Below are 21,058 nucleotides of genomic sequence, written 5' to 3'. Positions count from 1 at the left end.
CGACTCGATTTGCCGGGACGGCGACCGATGCCGGGGGTAAGCTGATTTAGCGGGCATCGCGCTGTGTGGTCCGGCAATCCTTGGGCGGTTCGGGCGGAACCGGGCCATCCGACCGCTTCGCCGCACCTTCGCGCCTTTCGCTTGACCTCGGCCGGGTCGGACACGCAATACTCCGGCGAAGCACGTTCAGTTGCAGTGCCCGACCGGTTTGCCGGTCATGAAACAAATCATTGGCGGCGCGGGGTTTCTTCCGGCAGCAGTCGATACCGGAGGAGCCCCCGATGTATTCTCGCACCCTGATCGCCCTGTTCTCTGTGGCTGTGGTCCTGTCCTGCCTCGGCCTGCCTGCGCTGGCCCACACGGGCGAAGGCTATGGCGGCGGCTTCGTCAGCGGGTTCACGCACCCGATCCTTGGCTGGGACCACGTGGCCGCGATGGTGGCGGTCGGCCTGTGGGGCGCATTCCTCGGAGCGCCGGCGATCTGGTTGCTGCCGGTCGTCTTTCCCATCGTGATGGCCCTGGGTGCCGTGATGGGAATCCTTGGCATTCCGCTTCCGGCGATCGAGACCGGTATCGCGCTGTCGGCGGTCGTGCTGGGGCTGATGATCGTTCTTGCCGCGCGGCCGCCGCTTTGGGTCTCGGCCGTGCTGGTTGGCGCCTTCGCGATCTTCCACGGCTACGCACATGGCACAGAGCTTCCGGCCACGGCGAACGCCTTCGCCTTCGCGGTGGGCTTCGTGATCGCGACGGGCTTGCTGCACCTGATCGGGATCGCCTTCGGGTTGCTGGTGAAATGGCCCGCCGGGCGGGTCGCTGTGCGCGGCGCCGGAGCGCTGATCTCGCTGGCGGGCGTAGGTTTCCTGACCGGCGCCGTATGATCCTGTCCGCGCGGCGGGTCGGCGGGCTCGCGATTGCGATCCTGCCCGCGCCGGCCTGCGCGCATTCCCCCGTTCCGGGGATCGAGGGGTTCTACACCGGTCTGGTTCACCCCCTGTCCACCCCGGCGCAGGCGCTGGTGGTCATGGGGCTTGGTCTTCTGCTGGGCTGGCTGGACCCGAAACGCGCCCGCGTGGCTTTCGCCTTCTACGGAGCGGCGCTGATCGCCGGGCTGCTGTTCGGCGGCGGTCCGAAACCCTACGATCCGGTGCTGTTCGCCACAGCCTTCGCGGCGTGTGCGTTGGCGGCCCTGTTGCCGGGGCGGCTGTTGCCACTGATCTGCGTCGTCGCCGCGGCGGCAGGCTGGGGGCTGGGCGTGGTGTCGGTGCCCGATCCGGGCCCGACGCGGGACTGGATCATCACGCAGGCAGGTGCGTTTCTCGGGGCTGCACTGGGGCCGTTCTACCTGTTCGGGCTTAGCTTTTACCTGCGTCAGCGTTTCCCTGCCAAAGGGTTCGCCGTTGCGCTTCGTGTGGCCGCAGCGTGGCTTGCGGCAATCTCGCTGGTGATGTTTGCGCTGCTTGTTGCCGCCGCCCGTCTGCCGGCCTGACGGGCCGAAGCGAGGGCGATCCGCCGGGCTTTCTCCGCTTGGGCAAATGGTCGCACAACTTCAAAGGCGAACGCTGCGCCCCGACGCGACGCCTGCAATTCCTGCGTGTCTCGTGCTCGGAGCTCGCGAATGAGTCATTTCAAATGCATCTTTGGGGAGTAAGCTTAACGCGATACGTTTAAGCGAAATTCGACATTTCCAGCCAGGGGGATTGCCATGAAGAATTCAGGCTTTGCGTTAATCGGTCGGCGTCTGCTTGCCACCACGGCCACCGGACTTGTGCTGGGCATGGCCGTCGCCACCTCGGGTCAGGCCCAACTCAGACCCTCCGAAGAAGACGTGGCCGGCATCCAGAAAGACTATTCCCCCTATGCCGGGCGCAACACGCGAGGCGGCGGCTTTGCCGACAGCCTTCTGTGGGGCGATACGCATCTTCACACCACGTTCTCGATGGATGCCGGCATGTTCGGCACCGTGCTGGGACCGGAAGACGCCTATCGCTTCGCGCGCGGCGAACTGGTGACCAGCAACACCGGCCAGCGCGCGCAACTTGTCCGCCCGCTCGATTTCCTTGTGGTCGCCGACCATGCCGAGAACCTCGGGGTGCCGCTTCTGCTGGCCGAGGGCAATGCCGAGCTTCTGGAGAACGAGTACGGCCGCCGCTTCTACGACCTGATCCAGGAAGGCAACGGTTATGCCGCCTATGATCTGTGGGGCCGCGAGGGCATGACGCAGTTCATCGACGTGATCGATGACCCGCGCATCCAGCGCAACACGTGGGACCGCCAGATCGAGATCGCCGAGGAATACAACGAACCCGGCGTGTTTACCGCGATGCTGGGCTTCGAGTGGACGCTCAGCGGCACGCTCGTCGACCCCGGCAACCTGCACCGCGTCGTGATCTTCCGCGACGGCGCCGACCGCGTGTCGCAGGTGCTGCCGTTCTCGCTGTTCGACGGTCAGGACGTGGAACTGCTGTGGGACTACATGCAGAACTACGAGAACCTAACCGGCGGCGAGGTTCTGGCGATCCCGCACAATGGCAACGTGTCGAACGGCAAGATGTTCGCGCTGGAGCGGATGAACGGCGAACCGATCGACGCGGAGTATGCCGCGATGCGGATGCGGTGGGAGCCGCTGGTCGAGACCACCCAGATCAAGGGCGACAGCGAGGCGCACCCGTTCCTTTCGCCAAACGACGAATTCGCCGACTACGGCACGTGGGACAAGGCGGACATCGGCGGCATCATTCCGAAGACGCCCGAGATGCTGCCCTTCGAATACACCCGGACCGCGCTGCAAATCGGCCTTCAGCAGTTCATGAAGCTGGGGGTCAACCCGTTCAAGATGGGCATGATCGGATCGTCGGACAGCCACACCGCGCTGTCGACGACGCGGGACGAGAACTTCTTCGGCAAGATGGACACCGGCGAGCCCAGCCCGGACCGCTGGAAAAGCTACGTGATCCAGGCGTTCGGCGGGGACGAAGCCCTGTCGACGTTCGAATACGACGTGCTGGCCTCGGGCCTTGCCGGGGTATGGGCCACCGAGAACACGCGCGAGGCGATCTTCGACGCGATGAAGCGCAAAGAGGTCTATGCGACCACCGGCACCCGCATCGCGGTCCGGTTCTTCGGCGGCTGGGATTATGCCGAGGATGACGCCTATCGTCCCGACGTGATCGATATCGGCTATGCCAAGGGCGTGCCGATGGGCGGCGATCTCGAGCCCGCGCCCGAAGGTGCGACGGCGCCGGTCTTCATGGTCGGGGCGCTGAAGGACGCATGGTCCGGCAACCTCGACCGCATCCAGATCGTGAAGGGCTGGGTCGATGCGGAAGGCGAGCGCCACGAGCGGATCTTCGACGTCGCCGTGTCCGACGGCCGCGAGATCGGCGAGGACGGGCGTGCCACGACCGAAGTCGGCAACACGGTCGATGTTGAAAACGCGACATGGACGAACACCATCGGCGCGCCGGAACTGCGCACCGTCTGGACCGACCCGGACTTCGATCCGTCGGTGCCCGCCGTGTACTACGCCCGCGTGCTCGAAATCCCGACACCCACCTGGCAGGCTTATGACGAGGCGCGGCTGGGCGCGGACATGACCCCGGAAGGCATCCCGCGCTTCCATCAGGAACGCGCCTACACCTCGCCGATCTGGTACACGCCGCCAGAGTGACACAGGCCGGCTCGCCCGTCTGCGGGCGGTCGGTCAAAAGGTCGCAAGATCCGCCGGGCAGGCGTCGCCGTCTCACGGGACGCCTGTCTTGCTTGCCTCTGATGCCCGTCGGTATGCCAAATAGGCATCCAAGATGCATCTTTGGCGGGTAAGCTTAACGCGATACGCTTTACGGGCTCGACATTTCCAGACCGGAGGATTGCAATGAAACCTTCATCCATCGCTTTGCAACGCCGACATCTGCTTGCCACGACGACTCTTGGACTTGCCGCCGGCGCAATTCTCGCCACGGCGCTGCAGGCACAGGACGTCCCCGAGGGCGGCATGGTCGGCGAGATGTATCTCACCGAGGATGACTTCGACAGCAATCCCGCGCGCAACTATTCGCCCTATGCCGGTCTGTCCTATCCGATCCGGCCGCTTTGGGGCGACTCGCACATGCACACCGCGCTGTCCTATGATGCGCCGGCCTACAGTGCGACGCTCATGCCGCGCGACGCCTACCGGTTTGCCCGCGGCGAGGAAGTCATCGCGTCCCACGGCGTTCCGGCCAAGCTGTCGCGGCCGCTCGACTGGCTGGCGGTAACCGAGCATTCCGACGCGATGGGCAGCATGACCGAAATGCTTGCGGGCAATCCCGAGATGCTGGCCGACCCCCAGATCCTTGACTGGTACCACCGCGTGAAAGGCGGCGGGCCCGAGGCGGTCACGTCGGTGCTCGAAATCACCAACGCGATGTCGGACGGCACGATCCCGCCCGCCTTCGTCGACCCGAAGCTGGCCAAGTCGGTCTGGAACGAGGTCATCGAGATCGCCGAGGAATACAACGAACCCGGCGTGTTCACGGCGCTGATCGGGTATGAATGGACCTCGACCGAAGCCGGGAACAACCTGCACCGGAACGTCATCTTCCGCGACGACGGGACCTATGCGCGTCAGATGCTGCCGCTCGACACGCTGGGAAGCACCAATCCGGAAGACCTTTGGACGTGGATGGAAACCTACGAGGAAAAGACCGGCGGCGACGTTCTGGCGCTGGCGCATAACGGCAACCTGTCGAACGGCCTGATGTTCCCGGTCGAGACCAACCCCGCCACGGGCGAACCCTTGGGCGGCGACTATTTCGCACGGCGCTTCAAGTGGGAACCGCTGTACGAGGTCACCCAGATGAAGGGCGACGGCGAAACGCACCCCATGCTGTCGCCGGATGACGAATTCGCGGATTACGAGACATGGGATATCGGCAACATGGCCGGGATCCCGAAGCAGGAGTCGATGCTTCAGTACGAATACGCCCGCGAGGCGCTGAAGAACGGCCTTACGATCGCAGAAGAATTCGGCGTGAACCCCTACAAGTTCGGCATGGTGGGCTCGACGGACTCGCACACCGCCCTGTCGACGGGGGAAGAGGACAACTACTTCGGCAAGCACTCGGGTGTGGAGCCCGATGCCGAGCGCTGGAAACATGTCGTTGGCGCCATCGGTGAACTGGCCATCCTCGGCTGGGAAACCACCGCGTCGGGCTATGCCGCCGTTTGGGCGTCCGAGAACACGCGGGAAGCCATCTTCGATGCAATGGAGCGCAAGGAGGTCTACGGCACCACCGGGCCGCGGATCACGGTGCGCTTCTTCGGCGGCTGGGACTTCAACGAGGCGGACACCACGTCGCGTCAGCCGGCGGAAGCGGGCTATGCGCGCGGTGTGCCGATGGGGGGCGACCTGCGCCCCGCACCGGACGGCGCGACCGCTCCGACCTTCCTTGTCGGCGCGCTGAAGGACAGCATCGGCGCGAACCTCGACCGCATCCAGATCGTCAAAGGCTGGATGGACGACGCCGGTGAGACGCACGAAATGGTCTACGATGTCGTCTGGGCCGGAGATCGCGAGCCCGATGCCGACGGAAAGCTGCCGCCGATCGGGTCGACCGTCGATCTGGACGAAGCGACCTGGACCAACTCGATCGGGGCGGGCGAACTGATCACGGCCTGGACCGATCCCGACTTCGATCCGTCGCGGCCCGCGTTCTACTATGCCCGCGTGCTGGAAATCCCCACGCCGCGCTGGACGGCCTATGACGTGGTCCGGCTTGGCGCCCAGATGCCGGACGAGGTGCCGATGATCCATCAGGAACGCGCCTACACCTCGCCGATCTGGTACACGCCGGCCGAATGATCCCGTGTCATCCGGGCGGCGCGTCCGTCCGGATGAGACCGAAACCCGTAAGGACGATGATGTCGATCCCCGGCACAGCACTTGGTTCTCTGGCGCGACGGACATTGAGCACGGTCGCGGCTTGCGCGGTTCTGGCCGGGTCCGCGGGGGCCTGCGGGTTTCACATGTACGCGCCCGAGAAGACGGTGATCGACTGGCTGGTCGAGGGCGATCACGTGGTCGTCGCAAGAAACGCGCCCGGCAACCCCTTCGCCTATGTCCCGGTCGAGACGCTGGTCGACAACGGCGAACCGGTCTCCATCGGGGCTTTGGTCGACAGCGCCACGCGGCGCAGGCTGGCCCTGAACCCCGAAGACGGTGTCCTGTTCGTACAGGAGCCTTCGACCGGGCGGTGGGAACGGCTGGCCTACCTGACGCCAGACTACCGCGAACTGGTCGAGACGGTCCTGTCGCGAAGGGCAGGGTGGACCGGCGCCTATGACCCGGACCGCTTTGCGCTGTTCGAGGGGCTTCAGACCCATCCATCGCCCGCGATGCGCACGCTTGCCCTGCGCGAGATCGATCAGGCGCCCTACGAGATGCTGCGGGATATCGACCTGCGCATCCCGGTCGACGACCTGCTGGCCGGGGTGCGCGACCCGAACGGCTTCGCGCTGCGACCGATCCGGGTTCTGCTTCTGGGCCTGAGCGACGACCCAAGGGCCCGGTCGGCGCTGCGCGCTGCCATCGACAGCATGGGCCGTGTCGATACCGGCTCTTTCATTCTCGGCGCCTATGCGACCGCGCTGATCGAGATCGACGGCGCCGCCGGGATCGCGCGGCTGGAAGACGCGGTTCTGAACAACCCGCTTTTGGGCATCGACACGCTGGAACAGGTCGTCTCGGCTCTTGCCATTCACGGCGGGTCGGGATCGCCCGACCTGCAGGGCGAGATCCAGAAGACGCTGGTCCGCCTGATGGACGCGCGCCCGGTCGCTGCCGCGGCGATTGCGCGCCAGTATTTCACCCGCGAGGACTGGTCGCAGGCCGACATCCTCGAACCGGTCCTCAGATCGGGACGTCTTGCGGATGCCGCCGTGGTGATGCCGGTGGCGATGTATCTCGCGCAGGCGCGGGCCGTTGGCGGCTGGTCGCCGGACACGTCCTCGGACGGATAGCGCCTGCCCATGCAACCTCGACGCACCGCCCGTTTCGCGGCCCGCTTCCTTCAAAATCCCGCTAAGATGTAGCCTATGTCCCTTTCCACGATCCTCCGTTCGCCGCTGGTGCATTTCTTCGTTCTGGGCGGATGCATTTTCGCCCTGTTCGCCATGGTCGACGACACACCTCCGCCGCCGGAACCGGATGCGCTGACGCTGAGCGCGGACGAGGCGCGGCGGATCGCGCAGCGGTTCGAACAGACATGGAGCCGCCCGCCGACCGCCGACGAGTTGGACGCGCTGATGCAGTCCTGGGCGCTGGAAGAGGCCTTTGTGCGCGAAGCGACTGCGCTGGGTCTCGAGCGGGGCGACCCGGTGATCCGGCAGCGCCTGAACCTGAAGATGAAATTCCTCGCCGAGGGCGGGGCCGCCGCGCTGGACGCGGACGACGCGACGCTGCAGGCCTATCTGGACGCGCATCCCGACAAGTTCCGCCGCCCGGCGGAAGTGGCCTTCGACCAGCTTCAGCTGAGCGCGCAAGAGGCCTCTGACCCCGAAGCGATCCTTGCCGCGCTACGGGCCGGAACGGACCCGGCGACGCTCGCCGCGCCCAGTCTGCTGCCGATGCGCATCGGCATGATGGCCGCCCCGGTGATCGGCCGCAGCTTCGGTGCTGGCTTCGCCGCGTCGCTGTCCGAACTGCCTCAGGGCGAATGGGCGGGGCCGGTGCAAAGCGGCTATGGCATGCATCTGGTGCGGGTGACGGAACGGGTGCCGGGCGCCATGCCCGCGCTTGACGAGGTCCGCGCGCGGGTCGAAACCGCGTGGCGCGCCGAGAAGGCGAAAGAGGCCAGCGCGGCCTTCGGAGAGATGCTCTTGTCGCGCTACAATGTCTCGCTGCCGCCGGTGGACGAGGTACTGGCGGAATGAGACGGCTTGTCCTTGCCCTTATCGCGGTTGTCCTGCCCGCCATCGCCTCGGCCCACGCGCTGGATCCGGGCTATCTTGAACTGCGCGCGCTGGGGCAGGACAACTGGCGCGTGACATGGCGCGCGCCCGACATCGGCGGCAGGCCGATGCCGCTGAAAGTGCGGCTTCCCGAAAGCTGCGGTGACGCCTCGCCCACGGCGCCGGTCTTCGATGGCCGCGCGTGGGTTTCCGGTGGTATCGCCAACTGTCCCGGCGGTCTGGCGGGCGGCACCATCCACATCGAGGGGCTGGAGCGCAGCAGCACGGACACGCTGGTCCGCTACGAGCTGGAACCCGGCCGGGCGCAGGTCCACCGGCTGACCGCCACCGACCCGGCCTTTGTCGTCCCCGCCGAGGCGGGCGTCGCGGACGTGCTGCAAAGCTACGTTTCGCTTGGCTTCAGCCACATCCTCGGCGGGCTGGATCACCTGTTGTTCGTGCTCGCGTTGCTGATGCTGGTGTCGGACTACCGGCGGCTGTTCTGGGCGGTGACTGCCTTCACTCTGGCGCACAGCATCACGCTTGCAGCCGCGACGGCCGGCGTGCTGAACATACCCTCGCCGCCGGTCGAAGCCGTCATCGCGCTGTCCATCGTGTTCCTTGCCTATGAACTCACGCTGGCGCCGGATCGCCGCGACCCGCTGACAACCCGCGCGCCATGGCTGGTCTCCTTCGGCTTCGGGCTGATCCACGGGCTGGGCTTCGCCGGAGCGTTGACCGAGATCGGCCTTCCCGCCGGGGACATCCCGCTGGCCCTGTTCGCCTTCAACGTCGGGGTGGAACTTGGCCAACTGGCCTTCATCTTCGCGATCCTCGCCCTTGGCGCCATCGCCCGCCTGCTGCTGCCCGTCCTCGCCCGCCACGCCAACGGCCTGCGCCGCGGCGCCAGCTACGCCATCGGCAGCATCGCGGCCTTCTGGGTCATCGAACGGATATCGGGGTTCTAGGGAACGCGGGGCGCGCGAGGCCGAGTGCGCAAACGAGACGCTCCGCCACGCCTCTGGCCGGCCTGAGCCTTTTCAGTCTGATACGCGATCTTGGGAAGTGTTGGCTCCGGCGGTAGGGATCGAACCTACGACCAATTGATTAACAGTCAAAAAACGGGGCCAAACGGGGCATAACTTTGCAAAACTATCGACACTGAAAAATCGTATGCAGTACAGATAGTTGTGGCCTTGGTTCGGAGGTGTTAGTAACGGGGGGTAACGGCACAAATCACCCTGATCCGTTACCCCTGTGTTACCCCAGAGGACCATTTGACTATGCCACGAGCGCTGACCAGCAAGGCCGTCGAAGCCTTGAGACCGGACCCCGATCGGCGTCAGGAAATCCCCGATCCAGCCTTGGTTGGGCTGTATCTTGTGGTGCAGCCTAGCGGCGCGAAGTCGTGGGCGCTGCGGTATCGCTATGCGGGCAAGCCGAAGAAGCTGACGCTGGGTCGCTGGCCGCTCATGGGGCTAGCCGACGCGCGTGCTGCGGCAACCGACGCGATCGAAGCTGTTGAGCATGGCAATGATCCGAGCGCCGCGAAGAAGCGCACCAAGGCCGCAAGGCTGGAAGCTCAGCTATCGGAGCGCGACAAGATCAAGACCCTGATCGACCAATACGCCAAGCGGCATCTGGCCAGTCTGAAGAGCGGCGCGACCGTGAAGCGGGAGCTTGAGCGGCACGTTGTGAGTGAATGGGGCGAGCGGGACATTCACGACATTGCCAAGCGGGACGTGATCGACCTGCTGGACGGTATTGCCGACAGTGGGCGCGTCGTGACGGCCAACCGGGTCCGGGCCTACCTCAACAAGTTTCTGAACTGGTGCGTCGAACGCGACGTGATCGTGGCGTCGCCAGCGGTAGGCGTGAAGCCCGCGGCGAAGGAGACGAGCCGCGACCGCGTGTTGTCGGACGCGGAAGTCCGATGGTTCTGGCGGGCGTGCGAGGTCGAGGGTCAACCGTGGGGGACGCTGGGCAAGGTCTTGTTGCTAACAGGTCAGCGGCTGTCCGAGGTCGCTGGCATGAGCGACGCCGAGATTACCGGCGAGACGTGGCACCTTGCGGCGACGCGAACCAAGAATGGCCGCGCGCACGACGTGCCGTTGTCTGAAGCCGTCAGGGGCGTGCTGGCGGGCATGGAGCGGATGGACGGCACCGCGGGCCTCTATCACACTTCAACCGGCGCAACCCCCCTGAGCGGTTTTCACAAGGGCCGTGGACACCTTGCCGAACGCATGGTCGAGATTGCCCGGGAAGAGGTGGGCGAGCCAGTCGACATACCGCACTGGACCTTTCACGATCTGAGGCGGACGGCAGCGACCGGCATGGCGCGCTTGGGCATTCCCGTGCGCGTGACGGAAGCCGTGCTCAACCATATTAGCGGGACTGGCGGCGGGATCGTGGGCGTCTATCAGCGGCATGACTACGCGGACGAGAAGCGCAACGCGCTGGAAGCATGGGCGCGTTTCGCGGCTGAGACGATCGAGGGTCAGGAGAGCAACGTGGTGCGGATCGCGGAGGCCCAAATTGGTTGACCTGCGAGCATGGCAAATCCAGCGGCAAGACCCGGACGAGCCTTATCAGTCCGAACGGTATCGACGTGTTCAGTTGGCGGTCGAGGCTTTGCGATCGGATCGAGAGATCGACGCCGACACCCGAAACGCGATCGCCGATTTGCTTGAAGAGACGAAACCGAAGGGTCGCCCGGCCAAGCCGCCGATGAAATGGCATGATGTGGGAACTATTGCCGAAGAGGGTGGGAAGACAATTCAAGAAATCGCCGACGAACTTGGGGTCGAAAAAAGAACCGCCGAGCGCGGATTGCGCTATTTCCGCGAAGCTCGAAAGGCGCATCGGGAAGCCGACAAATAAAGCGTGTTTGTTGTCGTATTAAGGGGACGACCGCACCGACATGAATAGGGCCACCTAACGTTACCAAGCGAGGTGGCCCAATGAACCCCGAAGCGTCCCAAACAGCTTCGATCGACCCACATAGGCGGGTAAACGCCGCGCGCGTCTGCGAACTCTGCGGCGGCGTATCTGATATGTCTCTTTGGCGCTGGCTCAATGACCCGGCACTGAGTTTCCCCAAGCCGATCTACATCGCCCGGAGGCGCTATTGGCGCGAAGCTGAGGTGATCGCGTGGCTGGAAGCGCGCGAGGTGGCGGCATGACGCCCAGCGCGAAAAAAGAAAACGCCGCTGGGGAAGGCTCCCGCAGCGGCGTAGAGACATTCGAAAATGTCAGTCAACGTCAGTCGCAGAATAGCGCTAGTGAACCGCAATGTCATCCGAATAACGACGGTCATCGGAAATCCGACGGCTGGCCTTACATTGGCACCCCGGAAGAACGTGCGGCATTGTTCCGCAATGAGCTTCTGCGTGCGGCGCTGAATTACGCCGCAAAGGGCTATCCGATTTTCCCGGCCATGATGATCGACGGGCACAAAAAGCCCTTGGTCAAGTGGGGAAAGGGCAAAGACGGACACCCCGACCTGAGAATGCGGCGCGCTACAACCGATCCCGCCACGATCAAGGCATGGTGGGCGCGCTGGCCGCTCGCCATGATCGGAATGCCGACGGGCGAGCGCTCAGGCGTCGTGGTGCTGGACGTCGACCGAAAAGGTGGCGTCGACGGGCTCGCCAACCTCCGCGCAGCCGGGTTCGATCCCTACGCGCTCACGCCGATCATCGCCGCGACCCCGAGCGGCGGTCTGCACTTTTTCATGCGCTACAGCGGCCCGCTGAAGAACTCGGCGGGGCTTCTGGCGGCGGGCGTCGATATTCGGGGCGATGGCGGATACGTCGTCTTGCCTCCATCGCTGCCGTCGATCGAGCGCGATGAATACCAGTGGGAGCGGGGCAGCTATGGCTGTCTATGAATTCCCGACCTATCCCGAACGGCTCCGCGACTTGGAGGCAGAAAAGCGCGCGGAGAAGGATGCTTCGCGCAACGAACGGTGGGCGCGTGCCGCATTTGAAGACGAGGTGAAGAACGTCGCGAACGCGGAGAAAGGCACCCGCAACAACACGCTTAACACCGCCGCGCTCAAGCTCGGGCACAAGGTGGCCGCGGGATACCTTTACGAAGGTGACGTTCTGACAGCACTTTTCGGAGCGGCGATCGAATGCGGCTTGGCGCAAGAAGACAATGCCGAAGCCGTGTTCGCCACGATCCGCAGTGGGCTCAGCGCTGGGATGCGGGAACCGGAACACCCGCGCGATCGCACGGTGTTCCAGACCTCGCGTAAAGGCTCGACGATGGTTCAGCCGGACGCCACGCGCGATAGCCGGTTCTATTCCGCGGCGACGCTGAAAGGGAAATCTGTCCCGCCGCGGCAATGGCTTGTCGATGGACTGGTGCCAGACAAGACCGTCACGCTCTTCAGCGGCGACGGCGGCACGGGGAAGAGCTTGCTAGCACTGCAACTGGCCGTGGCAGTCGTCGCGGGCACCGGGTGGATCGGCAAGGCCGTTTCGAACGGCGGCGCGATCTTCCTCAGCGCGGAAGATGACGACGACGAACTGCACCGCCGCACAGACGATATTCTTCGCGCGGAGGGGCGGAGCTATGACGATCTGTCGGGTCTCACTCTTCGGTCGCTGGCGGGCGAGGACGCGTTGCTGGCGGTCGAGACCAAGATCGCTCTCACGAAGTCCGAATTGTTCGCCGAATTGGACGCTCGCGCGGCTGACGAAGCACCCGCGCTGATCGTAATCGACACGCTGGCGGACGTGTATCCCGCCAATGAAAACGACCGGGCCAAGGTCCGGCAGTTCGTGGGTATCCTACGTGGGCTGGCGATCAAGCGGCGCTGCGCGGTCGTGCTGCTGGGGCACCCATCGCTGACCGGCCTGAGCAGCGGCAGCGGGGCGTCTGGCAGCACGGCTTGGAACAACTCAGTTCGGTCGCGGCTCTATCTGTCGAGGATCGCGGATAGCGGCTTCGAGCCCGACCCGGATGCGCGCGTGCTGTCTACCAAGAAGGCGAACTACGGGCGCACGGGTGGCGAGATCAATCTCAAGTGGAAAGCGGGTGTCTTCGCCGCGGAGGCGCAGCCCGCCGGGCTTGATGCGCTGGCGGTAGGGGCTAAGAGCGAGCGCGTCTTCCTCAAGCTGCTGGACGCCTTCGAAGCGCAGGGACGCTACGTTTCCGCCAGCCCGGGGCCGACCTATGCGCCGACCCAATTCGCAAGCCATCCCGATGCTGAAGGCTGCACCAAGCGGGTGCTCAAGGGCGCGATGGACACGCTGTTCAATCGCGGGGTGATCTTCGTCGCCAGCCATGGCGCCGGCGCGAAGGCTCGATCGCATATCGCGAGAAAGGGGGCTGACGATGGTCAGGAATAAGGGTGCAACCCCCGGTGCAATACTCTGTGCAACCCCCGGTCCAACCCCCCGCCAACACCCCGCCAACGGGGGTGCGACACATACCCCCTATACCCCGGGCGTTGCACCCGCCCTGAGCGGCGGGGTGCACGCCGCTGAAGGGAGGCCGCATCTGGTCCCAATGACCGGCTCTTCGTTCGGGGGCGCTACCGTATGTCAGACTGTTCATTTCTCTCTCCCGAAAAAAATCCGGGGGGGCATCTGATGGCGCGCGCATCCAAAGAAGCGGCGGCGGCGTTGCGCTTCCTGCCAAAGCTCACGGTTCCCGAGGGCCGCACTGCTGGCAAGCGGCTGAAGCTCGCGAGCTACCAGAAGGACTTCGTGCGCGGCGCGTTCGCGAAGGGCGTCGCGGTCGGGCTGCTGTCGATCGGACGGGGCAACGCCAAGACGGCGCTGTCGGCTGGTATCGCGCTGGGGCATCTGATGGGCGAGATCGCCCCGCAGCCGAAGCGCGAAATCCTCTTCGCCGCCCGGAACCGCGACCAAGCGAAGATGGCGTTCGGCTTCCTTGTCGGTTTCATCGAAGGTCTGCCCCAAGAGGATCAGGCGCAGTTCACGATCCGGCGGGGCTCGAAGCTCGAAGTCGAGACCGCAGAGAACGGCGGCGGACTGGCGCGCGTCATTGCTGCGGATGGCAAGTCGATCCTTGGGGGTGCGCCGACACTCGCCATTCTCGATGAGCGGGCGGCATGGGAGCGCGAGAAAGGCGACAACCTTGAAAACGCGATCCTGTCCGGCCTTGGCAAGCGGGATGGCCGGGCGCTGATTATCAGCACGTCCGCACCGGACGACGCGAATACCTTCAGCCGGTGGCTCGATGAGCCTCCCCCCGGCACCTACGTGCAGGAGCATCGCCCCGAACCAAGCCTGCCGCCCGATGATCTGGCGAGCCTCTTGATCGCCAATCCCGGCGCGCGCGAGGGCATCGGCTCGACACCGGATTGGCTGCAGGCGCAAGCCCGGCGCGCGATCGCGCGCGGCGGTTCGGCGCTGTCGAGTTTCCGCAACCTGAACCGGAATGAGCGGGTCGCATCGGACGATCGGTCTGTTCTGGTCACGGTGGACGAATGGCTGGCGGCGGAAGTCGCCCCCGACGCTCTTCCCGACCGCGAAGGCCCCGTCGTGATGGGGGTCGACCTTGGCGGCTCCCGCAGCATGTCCGCAGCGGCGCTGTATTGGCCAGAGAGTGGCCGTCTCGAAACGCTAGGCGCGTTCCCCACGAAGCCCGGCCTGAGCGACCGTGGCGCGGCTGACGGCGTGTCCGGGCGGTATGTCGAGATGAGCGACCGCGGCGAGCTTGTTACGATGGGCGACACGACCGTGCCCGTCGATCGCTTCCTTGCTGACGTGGCGGCCCTTTTCGAAGGGCAAGCCCCGGCGGCGATCATCGGCGACCGCTTCCGTCATGCGGAGTTTGTCGAGGCGCTGCGCGGCGCCGGGCTTGAGCGCGTCCCGTGTGTCTGGCGCGGCATGGGGTGGCGGGACGGGTCCGAAGACGTCGAGCGGTTCCGGCGCGCGCTCTTCGAACAAAAGGTGCGAACCGCGCCGTCGCTGCTGCTGCGCTCCGCTTTCGCGGACGCGATCACGATCGTTGACCCGGCGGGTAATCACAAGCTGGCGAAGGGGCGCAGCACCGGGCGGATCGACGCCGCGGCGGCAACCGTCCTCGCGGTGGCACAAGGCGTGAGGATGACTGGCGCGCCCAAGAGCAAGGGCGGACGCATCGCATGGGGCTGAAGGATTACAAGCGGCACTCGCGGAATATCACCCGCGGCCCGCGCTGGAAGGCGCTTCGGATGCAGGCGCTTGAGCGCGACGGCTGGGCCTGTGTCAAATGCGGTGCCCGGCGGCGGCTCGAAATCGACCATATCGAACCCGTCCGCGATCGCCCGGACTTGGCTTGGTCGCTCGCCAATTTGCAGACGCTCTGCGCCGCGCATCACTCCGAAAAAACACGAATTGAGGTCGGCTTACCGCCGCTCAATCCCAAGCGTCAGGCTTGGGCTGAACTGGTCCGCCAGACGGGCCGCAACGTCGAGCAGAAAGGATAGATCATGCTCGCTTCCGTAACCATCGCCCGGCGGCAAAGCGAAATCCGCCAGACCCTTTCCGAGATCGTCGGAAAAGATCAGCCGACGGAGGACGAAACCCGCAAGATGGACGAACTCGATCGCGAGTATCGTTCGAACGAAACCCGGTATCGGGCGGCGCTGGTTGCCGAAGACGAGGAACGTCGGGACGCAGGGGCCGAACTGGAAGGCCGCTCCGCTCAGGAATGGGCTGAGGTCATGGCGGGCTTCGAAATGCGGCAGGTGGCGCTTGCCCTGGACGAAGGCCGCGCGCTCGATGGACGCACGGCGGAAATCGTCGCCGAACTTCGCAGCGCTGGGGGCTTCCGGGGTATTCCGGTGCCATGGGAAGCGCTTGAACTTCGTGCGGGCGAGACCGTCGCAAGCGGGACGCCCGACCCTATGCAGACCCGCCCGATCATCGACCGGCTGTTCCCGCAGTCCGTTGCGGCCCGCATGGGCGGCAGCATGATTAACGTCCCGCAGGGCGAGGTCGAATACCCCGTCGTGACAAGCGCGGTCACGGCATCGTGGCAGGCGTCCGAGACCGGCGCCGTCGCGAGCCCGTCGGCTTTCATCACGACCGACCGGCCCCTCGCGCCCGACCACACGCTCGGCATTCAGATGAAGCTGACGCGCAAGTCGCTGAAGCAATCGGGCCAAGCGCTGGAACAGGCGGTGCGGCGCGACATGAACGGTGCGATCGCGCAGGAGATGGACCGTGTTGCCTTCCTTGGCGCAGGCGCGTCTGGCGAGCCGGATGGCGTTATCGCTGACACGTCCGGCTATGGCATCACTGAAACGGTCATCGACGCGCCCGCAAGCTGGTCTGCGTTCCGTGCTGCCGTGACCCGTTTCATGCTCTCCAACGCGTCGGGTTCGCCGTCCGGTGTGCGGCTGCTGATCCGCCCCGAAGTCTGGGACGCGATGGACGATACCTACATCGACACTGGCACCGGCGTGACGGAATGGGACCGGCTGACCCGAAACATTCCGGCGGGCAACATCGCCATGAGCCCGAACGCGCTTGCGGCTCCGGCTGGCACGCCGCTTGCAACCAAGGCGCTTCTGACGACGAGTGCCCGCGGCGTATCGCCGTTCTTCCTCGCGACGTGGGGCGCGGTCGACCTGATCCGCGATCCCTACAGTGACGCCGCGTCGGGTGGCCTGCGGCTGACCGCGCTTGCAACGATGGACATAACTGTCGCGCGCCCGCAGCAACTCGAAGTCCTGACCGGGGTGCAGTGATGCTGTTTGGCGCTGAGCATGGCGCGCTGGAACTGCGGAGTGAGGGCGGGACAACTCGCCTTCACGCCCGGTTCCCCTATGGCGTGGAAACCGAGCTGGCCGAGGGGCGGGCGGAGGTTTTCGCACCCCGCGCCTTCGCGGATCGGATCGAGCGTGGCGAGGACGTGCACCTTCTTGCCGGGCACGACTACAATCGGCCTCTCGCGTCTCGGGCGGCGGGCACCCTGCAACTGCGGGACACCGATGCGGCGCTTGAGCTTGAAGCGACGATCGACGGCGGCACGACTTGGGCGCGCGACTTCCTCGCCGCTCATGCCGCCGGGCTGATCCGGGGCCTGTCGCCGGGCTTCCGGGCGGCGCGCAGTGGCGAGCGGATCGAGCGGCGCGGCAATGGACTTCTGCGGACGGTGACGAGTGCGGCTTTGTTCGAGGTCTCGGCGGTCACGCGGCCCGCCTACCACCAAGCGCAAATCGAGGCGCGGAATTGGCAGGCAGGGGGCAACGCTCCGCACGCCAACTTGTCCGCCCGGAAAAGATGGAGGGCCTGACATGGCAGTCACACTGAAGGAAACTGAAGCAACCCCTGCGGCATATCCAGCCGCGCCGGGCAATCTCTCCCCGGCGGCGGCGGCTTTGGACGCGGCACCGATCTGGCAACGGATCGAGGCATATTGCCGAATGCGCTGGACGCTTCGCGAAGTCGTCTGGACGGTCGAGGGGGGCGACGCATGGGAGCCCCCGCTATCGCCTGCCAACGTGACGGAGATCGAGGTCTGGGAAAACGGATCATGGGTCCGGTGCACGCCTGCGGCCTCGCCATGGGGCGACTATGAGCTTCCGGGCTTTGCCTACCGGGTGACTGCGGAAGTCGGGAGCGGTGACGTCCCTGCTGTAGTTTCCGAGGCATTTCGGCGCTTGGCTGAGTATCTGGCGGATGAGCCGGATCGCTCCGCCGCGTCAAGCTTTTCGCACGCGGTGCCGGGCGTCTTGGAAGAGACCTATGAGCGCAACCCGGCATGGATCGCCCGGGCAATGGAACTGAGCGGGGCGGCGGACCTTCTGCGCCCCTACAAGCGGAGGGCCTGAGCATGTGGCCATTCAAGAGAAAACCAGCCCAAGAGACGCGCGCCAGCGGCTCGGGCTTCACGGCGGAAATCATGTCAGCGCGCGAGAGCTATGTCGCAGGGCGACGCGGCATCGCCGAACTGACGTCGACCGCTCAGGGCGCTGTGACGCTCTGGGAAGGCGGGCTAGCGCTCGCTGACGTCGACGGCACGGACATGCTAGACCGGCGCTCACTAGCCCTTGCCGCGCGCTCTCTGGCGCTCAGGGGCGAGGCGCTTTTCCTGATCCGTAACCGGCTGGTGCCGGTGGCCGACTGGGACTTGCGTACCCGCGATGGCATTCCGACGGCATACCGGGTTTCCGTCTCCGAAGCCGGTGGCGGGCATTCATTTACGGTGCTTGCGGCTGAGGTTCTGCACTTCTGCATCGGGGTCGATCCCGTCGCGCCGTGGTGCGGCACCGCCCCGCTGCGCCGTGCGCAACTGACGGCAGGTCTGTTGCACGCTGTAGAAACAGCGCTCTCGGAAATCTTCGAGGATGCGCCGATCGGCACGTCGATCGTGCCGTTTCCTGAGACGCCGCAGACGGACCTTGAACAAATGGCGCGCGGCTTCCGGGGCAAGCGTGGGCGGATCATGCTGCGGGAAAGTGTGAACGTCGCGGCGGCTGGCGGACCCGGCCCCATGCAGGACTGGCGACCGCAGGACGTGAGCCCAGACCTGTCGAAGAGCATGACGCGGGAAACGCTGGCGGCGGCGCGAGACGGTATCAACATGGCGTTCGGCGTGTTGCCGGGCCTGACTGCGCCCGCCACGACTGGCCCTATGGTCCGCGAAGCGCAACGGCATCTCGCACAGTGGACGCTTCAACCGATCGCGGCTCAGATGGCTGATGAGGCGTCGAGCAAACTTGGGGCTCAGGTCCGGATCGACACGCTCCGCCCTCTGCAAGCATTCGATGCTGGCGGAAGGGCTAGGGCAATTACCGCGATCGTGGGGGCGTTGGCACAAGCAAAGGAAGCTGGCGTTGATCCAGCGAAAGCATTGGAACTTACTGGCTGGCAGGATCACCAATAGCACGTTCGGGCCAAAAGTTTGCTCAATGCTTGAAAATCGACCTAACGCTACATAACGTGGAGTAAGGCGAAGCGGACACAATATGAAGGGTTATCCATGGCGGCGTGGAAGAAGGGGTTTCGGAAGATACCCGCGAAAATACTGACCAAGCTGGAAGGGTTTGATGAACGAAACGTTCGTGTCATTGCTGGAAAGGTCATTAGCAGTGATGCCGTAGATGCTGGGGTGTATCAGCATCTCGGTCTTACACGGGACTCGCTGGAAGTCGGGAAGGTATGGACGATCATTCCCCCTGAGAGCAGTGGATCTACCTCGAAGAAGAACGCTGAGGGCTGGACCGTAGTTCGTAAAGACCTGCCAAAGTTCACGAAGTATTTCTATCAAGATGTGCCGATCTACGGGGATGCGGCTCGAAACGGTTGGACTACTGCCGCTATCCCCCGCGAAGTATACGTGAGGGATCAGATTCCGCCGTACCTTTTCGAGCTTTCAATCGAAGTGAAGGAAGAACAGCAGGATGGACGCTTCGGGATCGTATTCTCGATCACGGACGTCCTTGATAGGGAGACAACATCTTTCTCGGATGATTTGCTCTTTGCATTGAACTTGCTTCAAGAGTGCACCGGGGTAAGCGATGTTGCACCCGGAAGTAGCCAAAGCGTGGTGTTCACATCATCGCTGGACTGGGAACTCTTCCCGCCGGGCGATCTGGACGACTTGGTTGATCGCCTAACTAAAGGCAAGGACGGACGAGGTGGTGCTGCTCCAGATACGGTTCGCGAGAGACTTGAGCTGTTTGAGCAGTTCCAGCCCACGGAATATCTCAAGGGCATGGGCGGAAACGATCACTACATCGGCGCGAAGTTCGCCGATGATTTGGTGGCGTTTGAGAACCTGAAGTACGGCAATGCCCTCTATGTTCTCTACGGCGACTGGGAAGAGCTTTCGCAGCGTCCAAGAAGCGAGCTTCTTAAGCTGACGAACGCGCAGTTCGATAGGATCGTGCATCGCAAGGGCTGGGAGCTAGAGTTCGCAAAACTGATGCAAACCGAACTGCAGCAACGAGGCATCCGCATCCGGATTGGCCGCAACGTGCGCCGTAGGCAAGCACACTAGGTCGAAATCGCCGAACTCAGCGTGTTACCCCAGCCGTTACCCCAGTCGCTAACGGCGTTGCGCTGAAAAACAAAAAAGCCCTCTAAGTCTTTGACCTAGAGGGCTTTTTATGGCTCCGGCGGTAGGGATCGAACCTACGACCAATTGATTAACAGTCAACTGCTCTACCGCTGAGCTACGCCGGAACAACGCGGCTCCTATAACAAGGGGGATTCCGGGCGTCCAGAGGGATTTTCGTGGAATCGTCATTTACCTGCGGGCAGGGAAAAACGCGCATCGGTGGTAAGGGCGGGGTCGGCCTTTGTCTGCTTTCTCGTCGTCAGATCAATGAGATGGGCGAAGACGTTTCGCTGCGCCATCGGCAGCAGCGCCGGCGGGGTGTCGGTGTAGATCGCCCGGGTCAGCTCGGCGGGCGTCGCGGGGCCTTGGGAAAGGTGTTCGAGGATGGCCGCTTCGCGGGTGCGGCGGTGCTCGATCAGCCAGCGGCAGCGGGCGGCGGGGTCGGTGACGAGGGCGCCATGGGCGGGGTGGAACAGGCTGAAGGGCAGGGTGGCGAGACGTTCAGCGGTGGCCATGAAGGCGGTCAGGTCGCCGTCCGGGGGCGAGACCATGGTGCTGGCCCAGCCCATGACCACGTCGCCCGAGAACAGAATGTCGCCAAAGCCGAAGCTCAGGTGGTTGGCGGCATGGCCGGGGGTGTGGAACGCGGTCAGGGACCAGTCGCCGTCGGACACGGTGTCGCCATCCGCCAGTGTCGCATCGGGGCGGAAGGCAAGGTCCAGCCCTTCGCCGCCGCCGCCAAGCCCCTTTGCGGCCAGCGCCTGCATCACCGGGCTGCGCCCGGCCAGCGCGTCTCCGAACGCCAGCACGGGCGCGCCAGTAGCCTCGCGCATCGCGGGCACCAAGGCGGAATGGTCGCGGTGGGCATGGGTCAGAAAGATGTGTGTGATCCGTTCTCCGGGCGCCAGCGCGGCCAGCAGGGCGTCGCGGTGGGCGGGCAGGTCGGGGCCGGGGTCGATCAGCGCAACGCGGCCTTCGCCCACCAGAAAGCTGTTGGTCCCGCGAAAGGTCATCGGCGACGGGTTGGGGGCCAGCACGCGGCGCAGGCCGGGCGCCAGAACCTCGGACACGCCGGGGACGGGATCGAAATCCATCTCGGTCA

The 21,058-nt window shown here is 64.9% G+C and carries 20 protein-coding genes and 1 tRNA gene; 19 read left to right on the top strand and 2 right to left on the bottom strand.

Annotation, left to right across the window (positions count from 1 at the left end):
• Positions 1 to 281 precede the first annotated feature (281 nt).
• The 19 genes from ACP156_RS08095 to ACP156_RS08005 all read left to right on the top strand — a co-directional run bounded on the left by ACP156_RS08095 (position 282) and on the right by ACP156_RS08005 (position 19,896).
• Complete coding sequence (locus ACP156_RS08095) at positions 282 to 878, top strand: HupE/UreJ family protein (RefSeq protein WP_425050763.1); 597 nt, start codon at positions 282 to 284, stop codon at positions 876 to 878.
• Positions 875 to 1,486, top strand: coding sequence for a HupE/UreJ family protein (locus ACP156_RS08090; protein WP_425050762.1), 612 nt, complete (start codon positions 875 to 877; stop codon positions 1,484 to 1,486). The genes ACP156_RS08095 and ACP156_RS08090 overlap by 4 nt, the downstream gene beginning before the upstream one ends.
• A gap of 216 nt (positions 1,487 to 1,702) precedes the next feature.
• On the top strand, positions 1,703 to 3,667 hold the full coding sequence (locus ACP156_RS08085; protein ID WP_425050761.1) for a DUF3604 domain-containing protein: 1,965 nt from the start codon (positions 1,703 to 1,705) through the stop codon (positions 3,665 to 3,667).
• Between the two features lie 204 nt (positions 3,668 to 3,871).
• Positions 3,872 to 5,839, top strand: coding sequence for a DUF3604 domain-containing protein (locus tag ACP156_RS08080; protein WP_425050760.1), 1,968 nt, complete (start codon positions 3,872 to 3,874; stop codon positions 5,837 to 5,839).
• A gap of 104 nt (positions 5,840 to 5,943) precedes the next feature.
• Positions 5,944 to 6,996, top strand: coding sequence for a hypothetical protein (locus ACP156_RS08075; protein ID WP_425050759.1), 1,053 nt, complete (start codon positions 5,944 to 5,946; stop codon positions 6,994 to 6,996).
• Positions 6,997 to 7,071: 75 nt separating this feature from the next.
• On the top strand, positions 7,072 to 7,908 hold the full coding sequence (locus tag ACP156_RS08070; protein ID WP_425050758.1) for a peptidyl-prolyl cis-trans isomerase: 837 nt from the start codon (positions 7,072 to 7,074) through the stop codon (positions 7,906 to 7,908).
• Positions 7,905 to 8,894, top strand: a complete 990-nt coding sequence (locus tag ACP156_RS08065) for a HupE/UreJ family protein (protein WP_425050757.1) — start codon at positions 7,905 to 7,907, stop codon at positions 8,892 to 8,894. The genes ACP156_RS08070 and ACP156_RS08065 overlap by 4 nt, the downstream gene beginning before the upstream one ends.
• 315 nt (positions 8,895 to 9,209) lie before the next feature.
• Positions 9,210 to 10,469 (top strand): tyrosine-type recombinase/integrase, encoded by a 1,260-nt coding sequence (locus ACP156_RS08060; RefSeq protein ID WP_425050756.1) that lies wholly within the window; start codon positions 9,210 to 9,212, stop codon positions 10,467 to 10,469.
• Positions 10,462 to 10,806, top strand: a complete 345-nt coding sequence (locus ACP156_RS08055; RefSeq protein WP_425050755.1) for a hypothetical protein — start codon at positions 10,462 to 10,464, stop codon at positions 10,804 to 10,806. Before ACP156_RS08060 ends, ACP156_RS08055 begins: the two co-directional genes overlap by 8 nt.
• Before the next feature lie 80 nt (positions 10,807 to 10,886).
• Complete coding sequence (locus ACP156_RS08050; RefSeq protein WP_425050754.1) at positions 10,887 to 11,108, top strand: helix-turn-helix transcriptional regulator; 222 nt, start codon at positions 10,887 to 10,889, stop codon at positions 11,106 to 11,108.
• Positions 11,105 to 11,815, top strand: coding sequence for a bifunctional DNA primase/polymerase (locus tag ACP156_RS08045; RefSeq protein WP_425050753.1), 711 nt, complete (start codon positions 11,105 to 11,107; stop codon positions 11,813 to 11,815). The genes ACP156_RS08050 and ACP156_RS08045 overlap by 4 nt, the downstream gene beginning before the upstream one ends.
• On the top strand, positions 11,802 to 13,283 hold the full coding sequence (locus tag ACP156_RS08040; protein ID WP_425050752.1) for an AAA family ATPase: 1,482 nt from the start codon (positions 11,802 to 11,804) through the stop codon (positions 13,281 to 13,283). The genes ACP156_RS08045 and ACP156_RS08040 overlap by 14 nt, the downstream gene beginning before the upstream one ends.
• Before the next feature lie 243 nt (positions 13,284 to 13,526).
• The gene (locus tag ACP156_RS08035) at positions 13,527 to 15,059 is read left to right on the top strand and encodes a terminase large subunit domain-containing protein (protein WP_425050751.1); all 1,533 of its coding nucleotides are present in this window, start codon (positions 13,527 to 13,529) and stop codon (positions 15,057 to 15,059) included.
• Positions 15,050 to 15,373: an HNH endonuclease gene (locus tag ACP156_RS08030; RefSeq protein WP_425050750.1), complete on the top strand. Its 324-nt coding sequence runs from the start codon at positions 15,050 to 15,052 to the stop codon at positions 15,371 to 15,373. Before ACP156_RS08035 ends, ACP156_RS08030 begins: the two co-directional genes overlap by 10 nt.
• Before the next feature lie 3 nt (positions 15,374 to 15,376).
• Positions 15,377 to 16,639: a phage major capsid protein gene (locus ACP156_RS08025; RefSeq protein WP_425050749.1), complete on the top strand. Its 1,263-nt coding sequence runs from the start codon at positions 15,377 to 15,379 to the stop codon at positions 16,637 to 16,639.
• A complete protein-coding gene (locus tag ACP156_RS08020; RefSeq protein WP_425050748.1) occupies positions 16,639 to 17,187 on the top strand; it encodes an HK97 family phage prohead protease in 549 nt (182 codons plus the stop codon). Before ACP156_RS08025 ends, ACP156_RS08020 begins: the two co-directional genes overlap by 1 nt.
• A 1-nt stretch (position 17,188) precedes the next feature.
• Entirely contained in the window at positions 17,189 to 17,725 is a 537-nt protein-coding gene (locus ACP156_RS08015) for a hypothetical protein (RefSeq protein WP_425050747.1), read from the top strand.
• Between the two features lie 2 nt (positions 17,726 to 17,727).
• Positions 17,728 to 18,780 (top strand): phage portal protein, encoded by a 1,053-nt coding sequence (locus ACP156_RS08010; RefSeq protein WP_425050746.1) that lies wholly within the window; start codon positions 17,728 to 17,730, stop codon positions 18,778 to 18,780.
• Positions 18,781 to 18,876: 96 nt separating this feature from the next.
• Positions 18,877 to 19,896 carry a hypothetical protein gene (locus ACP156_RS08005; RefSeq protein ID WP_425050745.1) on the top strand — a complete coding sequence of 340 codons (1,020 nt, stop codon included), beginning with the start codon at positions 18,877 to 18,879 and terminating at the stop codon, positions 19,894 to 19,896.
• A 110-nt stretch (positions 19,897 to 20,006) separates the two neighbouring features.
• Here ACP156_RS08005 and ACP156_RS08000 read toward each other — a convergent pair.
• Both ACP156_RS08000 and ACP156_RS07995 read right to left on the bottom strand, forming a co-directional pair.
• Positions 20,007 to 20,081: transfer RNA gene (locus ACP156_RS08000), tRNA-Asn, on the bottom strand.
• A 60-nt stretch (positions 20,082 to 20,141) separates the two neighbouring features.
• The gene (locus ACP156_RS07995; RefSeq protein WP_425050833.1) at positions 20,142 to 21,050 is read right to left on the bottom strand and encodes an MBL fold metallo-hydrolase; all 909 of its coding nucleotides are present in this window, start codon (positions 21,048 to 21,050) and stop codon (positions 20,142 to 20,144) included.
• Positions 21,051 to 21,058 lie beyond the last annotated feature (8 nt).

The sequence above is a fragment of the Psychromarinibacter sp. S121 genome, assembly GCF_049801035.1.
Lineage (GTDB): Bacteria > Pseudomonadota > Alphaproteobacteria > Rhodobacterales > Rhodobacteraceae > Psychromarinibacter.
The sequence above is the reverse complement of the archived record's forward strand: the minus strand, read 5'-3'. Positions and strand labels throughout refer to the sequence as shown.